Genomic DNA, 17532 nt, shown 5'->3' on the forward strand with positions numbered 1-17532 from the left:
TTACTCCTTGCCAGAAGCCGGCGGTGTGGGCGACGCATTTCTCAGCGAACGCCTTTCGAGCCAGGCATAAAACTCGCCGACGAGGCCTTTTCGGAAGAGCAGCACGACGAGTACAAAAACAAGTCCCTGGATCATCAACACCCATTCGGCGTACGACGCGAGGTAGTGGGACATGGAGACGATCAGGATGGCGCCGGCGACAGGACCCACGAGGGTCTGCATGCCGCCCAGGATACAGATCAGCAGCGCCTCGCCGGAGGTCACCCAGGTCAGGTCTGTCAGGGTCACGACCTGGAAGGCCACAGCCTTGAGGGAACCCGCCAGGCCAGCCAATGATGCGGACAGGATAAACACGGCGAGCTTGTAGCGGTTGGTACGGTAACCCAGCGAGATCGCTCGCGGCTCGTTGTCGCGAATTGCCTTCAGCACCTGGCCAAAAGGCGAATTGACGATTCGGTGGATGGCAAAGAAGCCAAACGCCGTGAGGGCCAGAACCACAAAATACATGACATAGTTGTTGCCCATGTTGATGAGGCCAAACATGGCGCGCCGGGGCACGTCCTGCAGGCCGTCTTCACCGCCGGTAAACGGCAGGCGCAGCGCCATGAAATAAATCAGCTGCGCAAACGCCAGCGTGATCATTGAGAAGTAGATGCCCTGGCGGCGGATGGCGAGCGAACCCGTCAGTGCGCCTATCACCACGGCCACGCCAACACCGGCCAGGATGCCAAGGGCGGGGTCAAAGCCCCACACCTTGATGGCGTGCGCCGTCACATAACCAGCCGCACCAAAAAACATGGCGTGCCCGAAGGACAACAGGCCGCAGTAGCTGACCAGCAGGTTAAGGGCTGCAGCCAGCAGCGCAAAACAGAGGATCTCTATCAGGAACTGCGGATACAGCACAAACGGTGCGGCAATCAGCAAGGCAATCGAGATCGCCAGCAGGATACGCACGGTACCTTGGGAAAAATTTTTCATCTGGCCTCCTGGCCGAACAGGCCGTTGGGCCGGATGGCGAGCGTGATGATCATCACGACAAAAATAACAACGCCCGCGGCGTCCGGATAAATCAGCTTGGTCAGGCCTTCAACCACCCCCAGGCTGAAGCCGGTGATGATGGAGCCGATGATGGAGCCCATCCCGCCGATCACCACCACGGCAAACACCACCACGATCAGGCTGTTGCCCATCAGCGGATTCACCTGGTAGATGGGTGCAGCCATGGCCCCGCTGAAGCCGGCAAGGCCGACGCCCAGGCCGTAGGTGAGCATCAGCATGCGCGGCACGTTGATGCCAAAGGTACGCACCAGCGACGCATTTTCATTGGCCGCACGCAGGTAAGAGCCGAGCTTGGTGCGTTCGATCACAAACCAGGTTCCGATGCAGAGCATCAGCGAGGCGGCGATCACCCAGATGCGGTAGGCGGGAATGAAGCTGATGCCGATGTCCAGCCCGCCCGACATGGGGTTGGGGTAAGGCTGGCCGGTAGCCCCGAACTTCCAGCGGAAAGCGCCTTCCATCAGCATGGCCAGTCCAAAAGTCAGCAGCAATGCATAAACGTGGTCAACGCTGTACAGCCGCCTGAGCATCAAGCGCTCTATCACCAGCCCGACGGCGCCAACCACCACGGGGGTGATCAGCAACGCGTACCAGTAATTGATTCCAAAGTACTCCAGCAGGCCCCAGGCTACAAATGCGCCCAGCATGTACTGCGCGCCGTGGGCAAAATTGACCACATGCAGCAGGCCGAAGATGATGGCCAGGCCAAGGCTCATCAGCGCGTAGAACGAGCCATTGATCAGGCCGATGACAAGCTGGCCGACAAAGGCAGACATTGGGATGCCGAAAATATCATTCATGGCGTGCTCCCCTGCGGTATGCAGCACCGGAACATGCGGGTTGTTGTTTGTTGAGCTTCATAGTCCGAGCAGGCTTTCAATACGCGCCAGGTCCCCGGCGATGTCTTCACGGCGGAAGTGGTCAACCACGACACCTTCCTCAATCACGTAAAACCGGTCCGCCACCTTGGAGGCGAACCTGAAGTTCTGCTCCACCATCAGCACGGTGAAGCCGCGCTCCTTGAGCATGCGTATGGTCTGGCCTATCTTGGAAACAATCACAGGAGCCAGGCCTTCGGTGCATTCGTCCAGCAACAGGAAGTTCGCACCGGTGCGCAGGATGCGCGCGATGGCCAGCATCTGCTGCTCGCCGCCGGATAGCTTTGTGCCCTGGCTGTGCCGGCGCTCCTTGAGATTGGGAAACAGCGTGTAGATTTCATCGACAGTCAGGCCGCCCGGGCGCAGCACAGGCGGCAACAGCAGGTTCTCTTCGGTGCTCAGGCTGGAAAAAATACCGCGCTCTTCCGGGCAATAGGCAACGCCGAGTCTGGCAATCGCTTCCGGGAGCATGGACGTCGTCTGCTGGCCGTTGATCTCTATGTGTCCCGAGCGTTTTTCGAGCAAGCCCACCACCGCACGCAGTGTTGTGGTCTTGCCGGCTCCGTTACGCCCCAGCAGGCAAACGACTTCGCCTTTGCGCACTTCGAGGTTGATGTCATGCAGTGCCAGGTTCTCGCCATAGTGGCCTACCAGGCCCTTCACCGACAGGCAAAGCGGTTGGCCAGATGCCATGCTGTTTGCTTCAGTCATTGGCGCCTCCCACATAAGCTTCAATAACTGCCGGGTCGCGCGAGACTTCGTCGTACGTGCCTTCTGCCAGGATCTGCCCCGACTGCAGCACCGTGACACGGTCGCACAGTTCGGCAATGACCTTCATGTTGTGCTCAACCATCAGGATGGTGCGGCCTTTGGCCACATCGCGGATGATCTGCATCACAGGGCCTATGTCTTCATGGCCCAGGCCCGCCATGGGCTCGTCCAGCAGGATCATCTCCGGGTCAAGGGCGATGGTGGTAGCCAGCTCCAGCACGCGCTTGCGCCCGTAGGACAGCGACACCGCCGGCGTGTCAACATAACGCGTGAGGCCAACCATCTCTATCAACTCAAGCGCGCGGGTATCCAGCACCTTGAGCGATTTATCCCTGCGCCAGAAGGCCCAGGTCATGCCCGCCTTGCGCTGCAGCGCGACACGTACGTTCTCAAGCACCGTCATCTGGCCAAACACCGCAGAAATCTGGAAGGAGCGCACCAGCCCTTTGGAGGCCACTGTGGCTGGGTCGCTTCTGGAAATATCCCGGCCATTAAAAAGGATCGTGCCTGCCGTCGGCGTGAGAAAAGTCGTCAGCAGGTTGAAGCATGTCGTCTTTCCGGCGCCGTTTGGGCCAATCAAGGCATGGATGGTATTGCGGCGCACGCTGAGGTTCACGTCCTTCACGGCATAAAAGCCGCGGAACTGCTTGCTCAGGCCGGTTGCCTCAAGAATGAAGGGCTCATTCATGGCTAACTCCCGGTACAGCGGCCGGCCCTTTAAAAGCCTGGTCGTTCAATTCTTGTCTCCCGTTTTTCTTTGGTGTACTTGTCCCGGCGGATCAGAGCAGCGCATGTGTCACGCCGCCGTCCACAAGGATGGACGTGCCGGTGATCCAGCTGCTTTCGGATGATGCGAGGAACATGGCCGCGCTGGCAATGTCCTGCACCTCGCCAAGACGGCGCAGCGGTGTGCGTTGGGCGCGCACGGCGATCTTTTCTGGCGTGACATTGTTCTGCATACCCTCAGTGAGCACCGAACCGGGGCAGACGGCGTTAACGCGAATGCCGCGCGGGCCAAGGTCTACCGCCGAAGATCGGGTCAGGCCCAGCACACCGGCCTTGACGCCCCCGTACACCATGGCTTCAGGCACACCAAGAAAAGCTGCAGCAGAGGCTATATTGATGATGCTGCCGCCTTCTGTCATGGCTTCGGCCCCGACCTGTATGCCCCAGACCACCGAATTGAAACCAGTGCCGACCATGCGGTTGAGCATTTCAGGTGTGATGTCGGCGATGGGGCCGTAGCGGACCCAGATGGCGTTGTTGACGATGATGTCAAAGTGCCCGTGCGCCTGCTTCATGGCCGTGACGGCCTTGACGAAGGTGTCGCGTTCGGCGACATTGCCGCCAAAAGCCATGGCCTGGGCGCCTGTTGCCTTGATCTCGTCGGCAGCCGCCTGGGCCAGGTCTTCGCGCAGGTCCAGCACGCCGACCACCGCACCTTCGGCGGCCATGGCATCTGCAATGCTGCGGCCTATGCCGCGTGCGCCACCGGTAATCAGGGCAACTTTTCCTTCCAGGCGCTTTTTAGCTTCGTTCACTTCTGTTTCCTTGTCTGTTTGAATGTTTCAGGTCTTGTCGGCAAAGCGCACTTCGGGCAGGCCCTGCACGCCCATGCCGTGAATGGCAAACAGCGCGCCGGCATCGGGATGGTCATCCTTCAATACATTGCCGCTGTTGCTGATGCTGGTGACATAAAGAATGTCGAGATTCCGGCCACCAAAACAGGGGCAAGTGACGTAACGCACCGGCATGTCGATAAGGCGATCCAGCTTGCCCTCAGGTGTGAAGCGGCCCAGCTTGCCGATCTCGACCAGCGCAGTCCACAAATGGCCTTCGCGGTCTACCGTGGCACCGTCACCGGCAGAACCGAGCGGCTCCGTATCTATAAAAACCGTTGGCGTGCCCGCTTTTCCGCTCGCAATGTCGTAGCTGTAGCGCATGATCTTGCGCGTACGGCTGTCGGTGAAATACAGCCAGCGCCCGTCCGGGCTGAAACAGGTACCGTTTGAAATGGCAAAGCCCTTGTCGAGCACCTGAACCTTGCCGCCTGAATCCAGCTGGTAAAGTGCGCCCAGCTTTTCATTGCGGCCCATCACGAGGGAGCCGGCCACAAAACGCCCGGCCCGATCGGTACGGCCGTCATTCATGCGGATTTTTTCTTCGGCGTGCGTCACGCCGGCGATTTTCTGGAGCTGGCCGGTGGCAAGGTCGAGGTAGCTGAACTCGCTGGCCAGCGCGACCAGGAGGCGGCCGCTTTCACACAGGGCGATGGAGCCTATGGCCGATGGGAGCAGCCACTCGCGGTATTCGCCATTGGCCGGTGTCAGGCGCCGCACCAGGCGTGCATGTGAGTCAATCCAGAAAAGCGACTGCGTGCGCTCATCCCAAAGCGGGCATTCGCCCAGCTCGTCGCGTTTACCGGTAACGATGTCGATGCGGGTCATGCTGCAACTCGCGGGGTAGAGGAAAGCATGCGCGATGCGTCACGTTGCAGGACGGTGTTGCGCAGAGGATCGGCCAGGCCGGCGCGCTTGGCCAGATACGAGCTGTGCTGCCGTGGCCAGAGTTCGTAATCCTTATTGGCGCCCAGCGATATTTGCGCATGCACTGCCCAGTTCGGGTTGAACAGCGCCTCGCGGCCGATGGCGATCAGGTCCGCCTGGTCGGCGTTGAGTATGGCCTCGGCATGCTGCGGGTCGATGATCAGGCCCACGGCCATCACATCCATGCCGGTCATGGCCTTGATTTTCTGACCGTCTCCGGCACGGAACTCCAGGCCGCGCGGCACGCGTGGGCCATCGGTCGGGTAGTTTGAGATACCGCCGCCCGACGAACAGTCCACGACATCGACACCACGCAACTTCAGCGCCCTCAGCAGGCTGACCAGTTCGTCCATGCTCAATTCATGGTCCAGGTCTGCGAGAGAAATGCGCCAGAACAATGGCAGGTGCGCAGGCCACCTGGAACGCACCGCCTCTGCCACTTCCAGCGCAAAACGGTGGCGGTATTCCACACTGCCGCCGTACTCGTCGGTGCGCGCATTCGATATGGGCGACAGGAACTGGTGGATCAGGTAGCCGTGTGCGCCATGCACCTCCAGCATTTCAAAACCGGCCTGGGCCGCGCGATGGGCCGCGTCGCCCCAGGCCTGTACCAACGCCTTGACTTCGTCGGTGCCCAGAGCCGCAGGCACTTGCCAGCCTTCACCGACCGGCAGCGCACTGGGCCCCACCACCGGCCAGGCGCCTTCGCCGCGAGCGGCATCATCTTTATTCAGGTGGCTGTGCCCGCCCCAGGGCGGCTGCAGTGCGCCCTTGCGGCCGGTGTGGCCCAGCTGTATGGCAGGCACGGCACCGTTGTCCTTGAGCACCTTCGCCACCCGGCGAAGCGGCTCAATCTGGCTGTCTTTCCACAAGCCCGTGTCACCGTGCGCGTTGCGGCCACGCGCTTCCACGGCCGTCGATTCGACAAACACGATACCGGCGCCACCGAGCGCGAAACGGCCCAGGTGCACGACATGCCAGTCGGCCGCATGGCCGTCCACAGCAGAGTACTGCTGCATGGGCGCGATCACGACCCGGTTCCGCGCGACGACGCCGCGCACCTTGTAGGGCTGGAACAGCGCGGCGCCATGGGCATCCGCTTCCTGCAGGGGTACTCCGCTGACTGGCATGCCCGGGTCCTTATTTCTTCACGAAGTCGCAACCGCCGTCAGCCAGCGAACGGAACACCTGGTCGCCAGGAATTTCCGCGCCGACTTTATACAAATCGAACTTGCCCTTGGATTCTGCAGGCGTCTTGACCGTGATCGCATAGGTGGGGCGCATGACCTGGCCGTCTTCGCGGATTTTCACATTCTTCATTGAAAAGTCGTTGATGGGCGTTGCCTTCATTTTGGCCATGACTGCAACACCCTCGTCGGTGCCGGCTGCCTGCACAGCCTTCAGGTAGTGCATGGCAGCGCTGTAGGCACCGGCATGGATATAGGTCGGGATCACGCCGCCGTTTTTCTCCGTGAAGCGCTTGGCCCACGCACGCGAATCAGCGTCACGGTCCCAGTAAAACGGTGCCGTGATCTGCAGGCCTTGCGCAACATCCAGGCCCATGGCGGAGACGCTGTTGATAGTCATGCCGAACACGCCGACTTTCTGGCCGTTGCGGGCCAGCTTGTATTCAGCCGCCTGCTTGAGGGCATTGGTCAGGTCCAGGCCGGCATTCAATACCACGATGGCCTGGGCCTTGCTGGCTTGTGCCTGCAGCAGGTAGGACGAGTAGTCCGAGGCACCCAGCGGGTGGCGCACGGAACCCACCACCTTGCCGCCGCCGGCTTCGATGAACTTGGTGGCATCTGCCTGCAGAGCCGCGCCAAAAGCGTAGTCCACGGTGATGAAGAAGAATGACTTGACGCCCTGCTTCAACAGCGCCGTGACGCCGGCATTGGCCAACTGGTAGGTGTCAACGATGAACTGGACAGTCATCGGGGAGCACTGCTTGCCCGTCAGGTCGGACGACACCGTGCCGGCGATCAGGTAGGGCTTTTTCTTTTCCTTCATCATGCTCGATACGCCAAATGCGATTGACGAAGCCGAGCCACCCACGATGGCGTCGAACTTGTCGTTCTCTATCCACTGGCGGGCCATGTTGATGCCCACGTTGGGTTTGTTCTGGTCGTCTGCGGTGACGACTTCAATCGGCTTGCCCAGCACTTTTCCGCCGAAATCCTCAACCGCCATGCGCACCGCGACGGAAGAGCCCGGGCCGCCGTTGCCGGAATAGGTGCCGGTCTGGTCGGCCATCACGCCTATGCGCACCACATCGTCGCTGATCTGGGCCTGCGCAGGCATCGCAGCCAGCAGGACACTGCTTCCGGCAGCCGCGAGGGCCAGCCGGGACATCTTCTTCAATGATGGGAAAACTTTCATGCTTGTCTCCTGGTAATTGATTAACTTACTGACTTTCGATAAAACCCCAGGGACGCTTTCAGGGGCATTCGCCCGCCGAAAACGTCCGCCAAGACGCGCCCGGTCAGGCCCGGTCCGTGCTCAGGCGATGCCCCTTGAACTGTTCGCGCAGCTTGGTCTTGAGCAGCTTGCCGGTCGCCGTGTGCGGCAGGTCTTCAACAAAGACCACATCGTCCGGCAACCACCAGCGCACGACGCGGTCCTTCATGAAGTCGGTCATTTCTGCTGCGGTGATTTTTTCACCCGGCTTGGGCACGATGATGAGCAGCGGACGCTCCTGCCATTTGCTGTGCGCCACGCCTATGACCGCAGCCTCGCGCACCTTGGGGTGGCCAACAGCAACATTTTCAAGGTCGATGGACGAAATCCATTCGCCGCCGGATTTGATGACATCCTTGGTGCGGTCCGTGATCTGCACAAAGCCGTCCCTGTCTATCTGCGCGACGTCACCAGTGCCGAACCAGCCGTCCTCATTCGTTGCGGCGCCGGGCTTGTCGCCGTAGTAGGCGGACACCACCCAGGGGCCGCGGACCTTGATTTCACCAACGGAGGTGCCGTCATGCGGCAGGCGCTCGCCGTCAGGGCTGAAGATGTCCACTTCAACGCCGAAAATGGCACGGCCCTGTTTGGCCTGGATGTCAAAGCGGCTGGCCAGCGGCAGCGCATCGTGCGCGGGCAGCAGGTTACCGATGGTCGCCAGCGGGCTGGTTTCTGTCATGCCCCAGGCATGGATCAGGTAGGCGCCGAACAGGTCGTGGAACTTTTCGACAATGGCGCGCGGTGCGGCTGAGCCGCCGACCACAACACGCGCCAGCTTGATCTGCTTGAGGTCCAGCTTGTCCTTGTTGGTTTCAATGTAGTTGAAGAAGCCCAGCCAGACGGTCGGCACGCCCAGCGAGAAGGTGCAGCCTTCATCGCGCATGTGCGCGTAGAGCTTGTCGCCGCTCACGCCTGGCCCGGGCAAAACCAGCTTGGCACCGCACATGGCCGCAGCATAAGGAATGCCCCAGGCATTGACGTGGAACATGGGAACGGCGAGCAGCACGCTGTCGCGCGTCGAAAGGCCCAGGCCGTCAACAGTACAGGCAGTCCACGAATGCAGGACGGTTGAACGGTGGCTGTACAGCACACCCTTTGGATTGCCCGTGGTGCCCGAGGTGTAGCAGAGCGAGGAGGCGGTGTGCTCGTCCAGCCTGGGCCATTCGTAGTCGGGGGAGGCCTTGTCTATCAGGTCTTCATAACAAAGCAGATTGGCCAATGCCAGCTCCGGCATCTCGCTGCGTTCGCACAGCGCGACAAAACCCTTGACCAATGGAAGCTGATCGGCAATTGCCACCAGCTGGTCCGCAAACCCGAGATCAAAGAACACATATTCATCAGCCGCATGGTTGATGATGTAGCTGATCTGCTCGGCAAACAGCCTCGGATTGACGGTATGCGACACAGCGCCCATGCCGGACACCGCAAAGTACAACTCCAGGTGCCGGTGCGTATTCCATGCCAGTGTGGCAACACGCTGCCCCGGCTTGACGCCCAGGGCGGTCAGCGCGTTGGCCAGTTTTTTGGCCCGGTTACGCACATTGCCCCATGTCGACCGGTAAATGCTGTTGTCAGAAACGTGCGAGACGATCTCCACGCCGCCATGGTGCATGGCCGCGTGCTCTATCAACCCGGAAATAAGCAGCGGCTGCTGCTGCATCAAACCCAAAATTGTCATCTTCGTCTCTTCTTTCTTCGTATCCAACGCCAGGGCTAGCAGCCTGATGACCGCCTACCCAGCCTAAAAAGCACCGCCGGAAGCCTGTAAAACCATGGATTCTGCAAACTTACATGCCGACAGGTAAGTAAACAAAGCATATCAGTTTCAGATCTTTTGGAATCAAAAAAAAAGTGGAAAATGTAGGTGAAAATGAGCTTGCCAGTTAGCCATTTTTTGGGTAGCAATTTCCACTCTTATCAGGCTGGCGGCTGATTTTCTGCGCAACACTGGTCCTGACCAGCAGCCAGGCAGCACCTGAATGTAGATTTCCACGCACGCTTGTGGACTTCCCACGGAACGGTTGACAAATCCTGGCCTCAAACTGAGGCACGTTCAAATGCTTCAGGGCTGACGCCACCCAAGTGAGTGTGACGGCGGACTCGATTGTAGAAACCCTCAATGCAATCAAACACATCTGCACGGGCCAGGTCACGCGTTTTATAGATCCGTTTTCTAATTCGTTCCTTCTTCAAACTACTGAAGAAGGACTCGGCCACTGCGTTATCCCAGCAGTTGCCTCGCCGGCTCATGCTGGGTTCAAGGTTGTTGGCATCACAGAAACGTTTCCAGTCATCGCTACCGTACTGGCTGCCCTGGTCTGAATGAACGAGGACACTTTTCGTAGGCCGTCGCCTCCAAACCGCCATCATCAAAGCGTCCAGAACGATTTCTCGGGCAATGGTGGGCTTCATTGACCAGCCCACTACCTTGCGCGCGTACAAGTCCATGACCACTGCCAGGTAAAGCCACCCCTGCCAAGTACGGATGTAAGTGATGTCGGTCACCCATACCCGATCAGGTTCATCAACGGTGAATTCTCTGTTGAGCCTGTTGGGCGAGACAATCGAGGGGCGTCCAATGACAGTTCGGGGTGACTTGTACCCCCGCACCGCCTTGATCTTGTTGGCATGCATGATTCTGGCTACCCGGTGTTTGCCGCATGTTTGACCAGCTTCACGTAGGTCAGCAAAGACGCGTGGTGAGCCGTAAACACCACCACTGGCCACATAGGAGTCCCTGATCAGGCTCAGTAGACGTTGGTCCTCCATGGCTCGATCTGACAAGGGTTTGTGCAGCCACTCGTAAAAGCCGGCGCGAGCGACCTTTAAGACACGGCACATGGTCGCAACCCGATACTCATTGCGATGCTCATTGATAAAGCGGTACTTTACTCTTGCTCCATTGCAAAGTACCGAGCGGCCTTTTTTAGGATATCGCGCTCCTCTTCGGTGCGGTGAAGTTGCGCGCGAAGCCTGAGAATTTCACTTTTGGCGGCAATCAGCTCTGTCGCATGCTGCTCAGTCTTGTCTGGCTTGATCGCCTTCACCCACTTGTAAAGGCTATGGGCTGAAACTCCTAACCGGGCCGATACCTCGGCAACTGAGTAACCTCGCTCGACGATTTGGCGTACTGCTTCTTCCTTGAATTCCGGTGGAAAACGTTGAATGCTCATGGCTTGCTCCTATGAAAAAATCATAGGCCCGAACTGTCTACCAGACCGTGGGAAGTCCAATCCAGAGGTTGTCTTCCAAGCCCACACGCACATTGCCGCCCACAGACAACCGGTGCCGCTTATCCAGTCGTGAATTATCTCAGTTCATAGCGGTACATCTCAGGGTGGTTGCCCAGTGGCCGTTACGCCGCAACCGATCGAGAAGGTAAGCGATGAATTCGCAGGAAATGCATCGAGAACAATGCCTGCCCCCTGCAGATTGGCCATGTTTACATTCGAAGGAGATGGACATGCTGCTCCTCCGCTGGCCGCCACACAGGTAACTGCCGTGCATTGGAGGCCGGGCGACACGGGGTCCTGAAGCGAAACCCCCGACCCATCAGCGGGCCCGAAATTGCTCGCAGTGACGGTATAGGTCGTGCTTTGGCCAGCCACGACAGAAGTTGTGCCGTTTGTCTTCGTGATCTGTAAATTGGCAGTCCTCTGCAAACGAATATCATCGGCTGTGGCGGCAATGTTGTTCCCGTCGTAGTTGCTGCCTCCTACCGCCCCGCCGGTGCTGAAGGTTGTGTTGGCCGTGAGTCCACTAGCGGCTGGTGGCAGCGCGGCCGTCACCGTTCGGGCGCCGCTGCTGTCGGTGGGATCGAGGAAGTAGGCAACAGCGGAGTTCTGGTAGGTGCCACTAGGTATCGTCACCGGAAGGTTAACGGCAAAGGTATAGGTGAGGGCGCACCCGCCGGGCAGGCTGAAAGTGCCAATATTCAAAGCCGTTGATGTACCCACGGTCGGGTTCAAGACCGCCGTACGAGTGCTCAGCGCGCACACAGTGGGGTTTGTGCTGAAGCTCAATACAGGCGCTGGCAACGCAGCAAATGTCCCTGAGCCTCCCGGAAGTGTCGGGTCGTAGATTACCACCCCGCGTGCATCTCCCTCGCCAGCCGGGTTGGCCACCGCGATTGAGTAAGTTGTGGTTCCTGGCGTCAGTATCGGCGTGGTAGCGGCCGGCGTTGAGGTGGATTTGGTCGTGATCAGGCCGGGCAAACAGTTGGCCGGTAGCCCGCCAGCGGTAGCCGGCAACCCCGTGTTAGTCACTGTGGTTGAGGAGCCGACTGCACCGGCAGTCGCGCCGTAGTCCGTGGGCGTGCCGCCACTGTTGGCGAGGCCACCGATGCCCCCCGCGACAGTATTGGCGGTCAATCCAACTCCGCTGCTTCGCACAATCAGCCCACCACCGCCACCGCCTCCTGGCCCATGGGTGTTGCCATTGACATTACCGCCCTGTCCGCCCGCCGCCTGCGCTGAAGCAATCGTTCCTGAAGAGGCCAGCACGACGATCGCTCCTCCCGCTCCCCCGCCGCCGGCCCCGACGCAACCCGTATAAGTATTGGCCGGGCAGTTGCCGCCCAGTAAAGGAATCGAACGGCCAGCCTGCCCGTTGGCCACCAACGCACCTGTGCCGGCCACAGTGCCCGCCTTGATGAAGATCACTCCCCCGCCCGCGCCCCCGGACATGTCCAATGCGTACCCATTGTTCCCGGAGGCACTGCCACCGCCCCCACCCATGGTGAGTTTGTTGTTAATGCTGAGCGCAGCCGTATTCCCGCCACGGCCCCCTACATTCTGGGCGCTGAGGAAGCTAACCCCGCCCACGCCGCCAGCCCCGAAGTTGGCGCCCCCACCACCACCCGAGTTTTGCCCGTTAGTGCTTGGAAGTGCGTCATCACCTCCGCCCCCCGCATTTCCAGGCGAACCAGCCGCTCGCGAGCCGCCACTGTAACTGCGTGGTGATTGCGGGGACAGGTAGGTGTTGTTGGTCGCGATCGATTGGGAGCTCACCGTGGCATTGGTCACTGAACCGTTGGCCGAAGTGCTGCCCGAAGTGAGCAGGACACCCGGCGCGGAGAAAACTGCAAGTACTTGATCTGGTGTGCCAGCCGTTCCTTCGCCCTTGCCGCCATGAGCAGTGTAGTTGTCAGGTCTTACGCGGTCGTAGCTGCTGCTTGTAAGGGCGCTAGCACCCGAAACACCGCCGAGATTCACCCCAGCGTTGCCGCGAAAGCCGGCATAGGAAACATCCACACGACCGTTATTCGTGAAGGTGCCGGCCACATCAACCGCCACCACGCCGCCGGAAGTGCCATTCCACGCTACCGGTACGATCGACGCGCCGGAGTTGATCACCAAGTTTGAATACTGAGGCACCCTGATGACTTGATAGGTCTGGTTATTTGTACTTGACCTGTTCTGGGTGTAGGTATTGGTGAGATTGGATGTCAGGTTAAGCAGGTTGGTGCCCAGCGACCGCACTCGTGCAAACTCGTACTTGCCTGCCGCCGCCGCGGGAAATGAATAAGCGGCCGAGTTCGCATTGTTGCCGCCGGTGCCGTCCTGCATCTGCATCACCAGCACCAGATCACCTGCAGCAATGGATGGCCCGGCCCCTTGTGACACGTTGCTCTCATAGCCTACAGTGCTGCCGCTACCCCCGGAGCCAGTGCCGGAGTAGTAGCGGTTGAGTACGCTGACCGCAGTGACCGTGACAGCCCCCTCAGCGCCGGGTGCCGCGCACACCTGAGCCATCACATTTGGCATGCCGAGGGCAAGACTGATGACACAGAGTAACCGCCGAAGATCGCGTCCCCACGCACGCAAAGCTGCTGCGCGAATCACTTCAATTCTGGCTGATCTCACTGGACGCTGAAAAAGAGGCATGGCACTGCTCATTTGCATAACCTGCGGATATCTCGAAGAACTGCCGATAGTTGGCCGCGCGTATCCTTGCGTGTCGCTGGATACTTGCCGTCCAGCACCGCGGTGCCAATCGTGAACGCCGCCGCGCCCGAGCGCTGGACCACGCCTATCCGCTCGGGCGTGTCGATGGAACCAGCCACAATGACGGGCTTGTCCACTGCCTCGCAGACAGCTTTCATCAGAGTGGGGGCGTCTTCTCTGGACCGATAGGCAAGCAGATCCAGCCCGTGCACACCTTCAAATTTACAAAGGACCCGTGCACTGTCTACGATTTCTTCGATGCTGCCTTCCAGCACACTCGGGTGGCCCGTGATACGCCCCGGAAAGGGGTAGTAGCGGATGCCGGTCCCCTGCAGGATGGGAAGTACGTCACCGACTCGCGTGCCGCCAAGCAAGGCATCCACTCCGATTTTTGTGGCGGCCTTCGCAGATTCGATTTCCCATTCGCGATCCAACGACACAACTTCCAGATACGATGTTGCACCACCGGCATGGATGGCCTCGTTGAGGTCCTTGAGCTGTGCCGGCGGCAGTCCGATGTCCTTGAAACCTATGTCCTGGATACCCACAGCTTGGGCCGCTTTCAAGTAAACCATTGCATCCGGAACGGTGCGATCGTGGCGAGTGAGCATGAATACAAAGCGCAGCGTCATCGCAATGTTCCTTTCCTGACGGTCATGCCGGCTGCGCGGCTATGAGCCGCCTGGCGTACGCCAACGCGGTTTGAAAGCTTGTGTGGTCGGCAATGCCGTGGCCTGCGATGTCGAATGCGGTGCCGTGGTCAGGGCTGGTACGCACAAAAGGCAGTCCGAGCGTGATGTTTACGCCCTTCCTCAGTCCCAGATACTTCACGGGAATCAGACCTTGATCGTGGTACTGGGCGACGACGATGTCGAAGTGGCCCTTGCGCGCGTGCATATACACCGTGTCGCCTGGGTGAGGACCGCTGGCGTCAATACCCTCGGCGCGCGCGGCCTCGACCGCAGGCCGGATGATCCTGCCTTCCTCATCTCCAAACTTCCCCCCCTCGCCCGCGTGAGGATTGAGTCCAGCCACAGCGATACGAGGCCTGGCGAAACCCAAAGTCCTGCCGCCTTCATGAGCCAGTCGGATGGCTGACATCTGTGCCTCATAGTCAGCCTCTTGAATGGCCCTGCGCAGCGAGGTGTGCACCGTCACCAGCACGGTGCGAATATCTTCGTTCGCCAGCATCATGGCAACGCGCTTGGAACCCGTGTAGTGGGCGAGGATTTCGGTGTGACCTGGATAGGGGATGCCCGCGCTTCCCATCGCCTGCTTGTTGAGAGGCGCAGTGACGATGCCGCTGACAGTTCCACTCTTGGCCGCTTCAATGGCGGCGACAACGCCGTCGAAAGCGGCTCGACCGGCAACGGCGCTGATGCGGCCGAAAGCAGGATGAACGCTGATTCGTGTACACTCAATTAATTCAATCGTGCGGGGCTCGAAATGCGCTTGCGCAGGTGTTTCAATCTGTCGAACCTTCACATCCAGTCCCAGCAAACGCACGATGAATTCCATGACGGCATAACTGCCGAACACGACCGCCCGCTCTCCACCGTGGGCTAGGGTCTTAGCAATAACTTCCGGACCGATGCCAGAGGGATCGCCCATGGTGATTGCCAATGGAGGGGAGCTTTTCATATCGGTTTCTCTTGCTGGTTATGAGGAGTGGGCAACCGCCGAGGTCGCGCGCAGGCGCGTTACGGCGCGCACCAGGACTTGGTCATCGCCGAAGCCGCCTGCCTTCATGGCGATGAGCAATTCGCTTCCGTTATCAAGTAAGGCTCGGCCCAAGGGAAAGCCGGGAGCGATCTCGTGGAGGATTTCAAACTCACCGACTCCCAGCCGGTCCAGAATCGCCTCCATCGTGTCGCCGCCAGTTGCAATGACGACACCGATGCGCCGGGTGCGCAGCACTTCAATGGACTGTTCTGCGAGAGCCCACAGCAATACCTTCGGTTCGGCTCTACGCTCGCGCGGCGCGCACAACACAGTGACGTCGGGGTGTTGTGCCACGGCGTTGGCTTGACAGTGGCTGCGCTTGTTGGCACTGCCAACGACGATCAGAAAGCCGCCTTTGACCCTGGGCAAAGTGACCGGGACATCCGATGACAATGCAAATCGGCTCGCGAGCGCCATTGCCATGCCCGGCGATCCTGCCCACAAAATGTTTTGCGGTTCGGGCAGCGCAGCTACCTTGGCATCCAGCTCATCCTGGGTACTCGCATTGAGAATGATGACGTCTGTCGCGGAGTCAGGTACCAACTCAGCCAAGCTCGAATGCCGAGCCGGATGTACGGGGTCGCTGCCATAGGAACTTTCGGCGACCGGTATCCCATCAACCAATTGAATTCCAGCTACCGTCGTACGACCAGCTGCGGGAAAGGCGGGACCGAACACCAGAGTCTTTCGGCCGCTGACTTGCAGGCAGGCCGCTAGCTCAGCCTTAACATGACCACGCAGAGTGGAATCTACTGTCTTGTAAAGAATATGCTTTGACTTCAGCAGCAGCGTCGAATCAGAGACGCGCCGGACCGCTTCGGGCTCCCCCACAGCGCGTGAACCGCAATCGACAGCTACGATCAGAGCGTCCCTGCTTGGAGCCCTACCTCTGCAGATCCGAGCCACTTGACCGTAGGTAGCAAAGGCACCGGCGCCGTCAGCTGCGCTCGTTAAGTCATCCCCGATGATACCGAATTCGAAAACACGACTGGTGTTCATAGGTAAATTATGAAAGCCAGCCTCCTCTCTGAATAGCGATTGTTTTTGATCAATTTTGGTGACAAAATCTAACCAATGAATCGTCAAATCATTCCGTCGCTCGATGACCTGCGAGCTTTTGAAGCAGTCGCCCGAGCAGGCTCAGTCCGTGAAGCAGCGGATAGCCTTGCGCTTACGCATGGGGCAGTGAGTCGCCGCATCACGAACCTGGCGAATAACCTGGGCTTTCAACTCTTTGAAAGGGATGGGCGAGGACTGAAACTGACACCAGCCGGGCAGACACTCCATCTCACGGTGAGCAGGTTCATCAGTGAACTGGGCTCCACGGTGGAGAACTTGCGGGCAGCCAGTTCCGAACAAAGTACGTTGGTACTCTCATGTGAACCCTCCGTCGCGATGCGCTGGCTTATCCCTCGCCTCGCCGACTTCCAGAACATGCATCCAGACATCGCACTCCATCTGTCGGTGGGTGGTGGTCCGGTGGAGTTTCGACGCGATCGCATCAATTTGGCCATTCGAAGACTCGACTTTGCGCTACCCAGTGACTGGCAAGTTAGGCGCCTGTTCCCCGAGAAAGTTGGGCCTGTGATGATCCCCGATCTTCTACCCGCATTCAATCGCGGGGCGTACATCGCTTTGGGTTCAAAGACGAGACCTGTTGCATGGAAGCAGTGGCTTACAGCTACCCCCTCAGCACCCCGCCCTTCGGAAATTCGCTACCACGATCACCACTTTCTGGCGGTTGAAGCTGCAGCTGCAGGCCTTGGCGTGGCGATCGCTCCGCAAGTGCTGGTTGTCGATGACGTTGCAAGAGGACGGCTAATAGCGCCAGCAGGATTTCAGGCCGACGGCAGCGAGTATGGGCTTATTTGGCAAGGTAAACAGCCCCTGGAAGGGGCTAGGCAAAAGTTATCTAGCTGGATTGTGAAACGATGTGCCGTACTGAAAAGAGAATCTACTTAAATTTTTAGCGAACCCTAGTTCACAACGGTACCGCGATGGATGCGCCATTTAGAGTGTCATCATTAAAAGAAGTTGCCCGTAAAAGGCAGATTGCGAGCACTGTTGAATTGGGGATGCGGACAAAAACTTGGACTACCAGGAGGTAGTTCATGTATTCGTACAAAGACAGGATTCGAGCGGTTGAGCTTTACA

At 59.2% G+C, this 17532-nt stretch carries 15 protein-coding genes; 1 reads left to right on the plus strand and 14 read right to left on the minus strand.

What is annotated here, in order from left to right; translation table 11 throughout:
- The 14 genes from ACFQND_RS15820 to ACFQND_RS15885 all read right to left on the minus strand — a co-directional run bounded on the left by ACFQND_RS15820 (position 1) and on the right by ACFQND_RS15885 (position 16377).
- Positions 1 to 978, minus strand: coding sequence for a branched-chain amino acid ABC transporter permease (locus ACFQND_RS15820; protein ID WP_371434801.1), 978 nt, complete (start codon positions 976 to 978; stop codon positions 1 to 3).
- Positions 975 to 1859, minus strand: a complete 885-nt coding sequence (locus tag ACFQND_RS15825; protein WP_371434800.1) for a branched-chain amino acid ABC transporter permease — start codon at positions 1857 to 1859, stop codon at positions 975 to 977. The genes ACFQND_RS15820 and ACFQND_RS15825 overlap by 4 nt, the downstream gene beginning before the upstream one ends.
- 57 nt (positions 1860 to 1916) lie before the next feature.
- Positions 1917 to 2630, minus strand: a complete 714-nt coding sequence (locus ACFQND_RS15830) for an ABC transporter ATP-binding protein (protein WP_377414108.1) — start codon at positions 2628 to 2630, stop codon at positions 1917 to 1919.
- Between the two features lie 10 nt (positions 2631 to 2640).
- On the minus strand, positions 2641 to 3396 hold the full coding sequence (locus tag ACFQND_RS15835) for an ABC transporter ATP-binding protein (protein ID WP_371434798.1): 756 nt from the start codon (positions 3394 to 3396) through the stop codon (positions 2641 to 2643).
- A 91-nt stretch (positions 3397 to 3487) separates the two neighbouring features.
- A complete protein-coding gene (locus tag ACFQND_RS15840) occupies positions 3488 to 4249 on the minus strand; it encodes an SDR family NAD(P)-dependent oxidoreductase (protein ID WP_371434797.1) in 762 nt (253 codons plus the stop codon).
- A gap of 27 nt (positions 4250 to 4276) precedes the next feature.
- The gene (locus tag ACFQND_RS15845) at positions 4277 to 5155 is read right to left on the minus strand and encodes an SMP-30/gluconolactonase/LRE family protein (RefSeq protein ID WP_371434796.1); all 879 of its coding nucleotides are present in this window, start codon (positions 5153 to 5155) and stop codon (positions 4277 to 4279) included.
- The gene (locus tag ACFQND_RS15850; protein WP_371434795.1) at positions 5152 to 6384 is read right to left on the minus strand and encodes an NADH:flavin oxidoreductase/NADH oxidase; all 1233 of its coding nucleotides are present in this window, start codon (positions 6382 to 6384) and stop codon (positions 5152 to 5154) included. The genes ACFQND_RS15845 and ACFQND_RS15850 overlap by 4 nt, the downstream gene beginning before the upstream one ends.
- 10 nt (positions 6385 to 6394) lie before the next feature.
- Positions 6395 to 7633, minus strand: a complete 1239-nt coding sequence (locus ACFQND_RS15855; protein WP_371434794.1) for an ABC transporter substrate-binding protein — start codon at positions 7631 to 7633, stop codon at positions 6395 to 6397.
- Between the two features lie 103 nt (positions 7634 to 7736).
- Positions 7737 to 9389, minus strand: coding sequence for a long-chain-fatty-acid--CoA ligase (locus ACFQND_RS15860; RefSeq protein WP_371434793.1), 1653 nt, complete (start codon positions 9387 to 9389; stop codon positions 7737 to 7739).
- A gap of 359 nt (positions 9390 to 9748) precedes the next feature.
- A protein-coding gene (locus ACFQND_RS15865; protein ID WP_371434792.1) for an IS3 family transposase occupies positions 9749 to 10884 on the minus strand; the annotation gives its coding sequence in 2 pieces (ribosomal slippage) (positions 9749 to 10641 and positions 10641 to 10884; 1137 coding nt in all).
- 159 nt (positions 10885 to 11043) lie between these two features.
- A complete protein-coding gene (locus ACFQND_RS15870; protein WP_371434791.1) occupies positions 11044 to 13608 on the minus strand; it encodes a beta strand repeat-containing protein in 2565 nt (854 codons plus the stop codon).
- The gene (locus ACFQND_RS15875; RefSeq protein WP_371434790.1) at positions 13605 to 14288 is read right to left on the minus strand and encodes a 4-hydroxythreonine-4-phosphate dehydrogenase; all 684 of its coding nucleotides are present in this window, start codon (positions 14286 to 14288) and stop codon (positions 13605 to 13607) included. Before ACFQND_RS15875 ends, ACFQND_RS15870 begins: the two co-directional genes overlap by 4 nt.
- A gap of 22 nt (positions 14289 to 14310) precedes the next feature.
- Positions 14311 to 15297, minus strand: coding sequence for a 4-hydroxythreonine-4-phosphate dehydrogenase PdxA (gene pdxA / locus ACFQND_RS15880; protein ID WP_371434789.1), 987 nt, complete (start codon positions 15295 to 15297; stop codon positions 14311 to 14313).
- 18 nt (positions 15298 to 15315) lie between these two features.
- Complete coding sequence (locus ACFQND_RS15885) at positions 15316 to 16377, minus strand: four-carbon acid sugar kinase family protein (RefSeq protein WP_371434788.1); 1062 nt, start codon at positions 16375 to 16377, stop codon at positions 15316 to 15318.
- A gap of 75 nt (positions 16378 to 16452) precedes the next feature.
- Between ACFQND_RS15885 and ACFQND_RS15890 the strand changes: the two genes are divergently transcribed.
- Entirely contained in the window at positions 16453 to 17340 is an 888-nt protein-coding gene (locus tag ACFQND_RS15890) for a LysR family transcriptional regulator (protein ID WP_371434787.1), read from the plus strand.
- The last annotated feature ends 192 nt before the right edge of the window (positions 17341 to 17532 follow it).

It is taken from the genome of Polaromonas aquatica (genome assembly GCF_042659145.1).
In the GTDB taxonomy this organism is placed as follows: Bacteria; Pseudomonadota; Gammaproteobacteria; order Burkholderiales; family Burkholderiaceae_C; genus Polaromonas; species Polaromonas aquatica.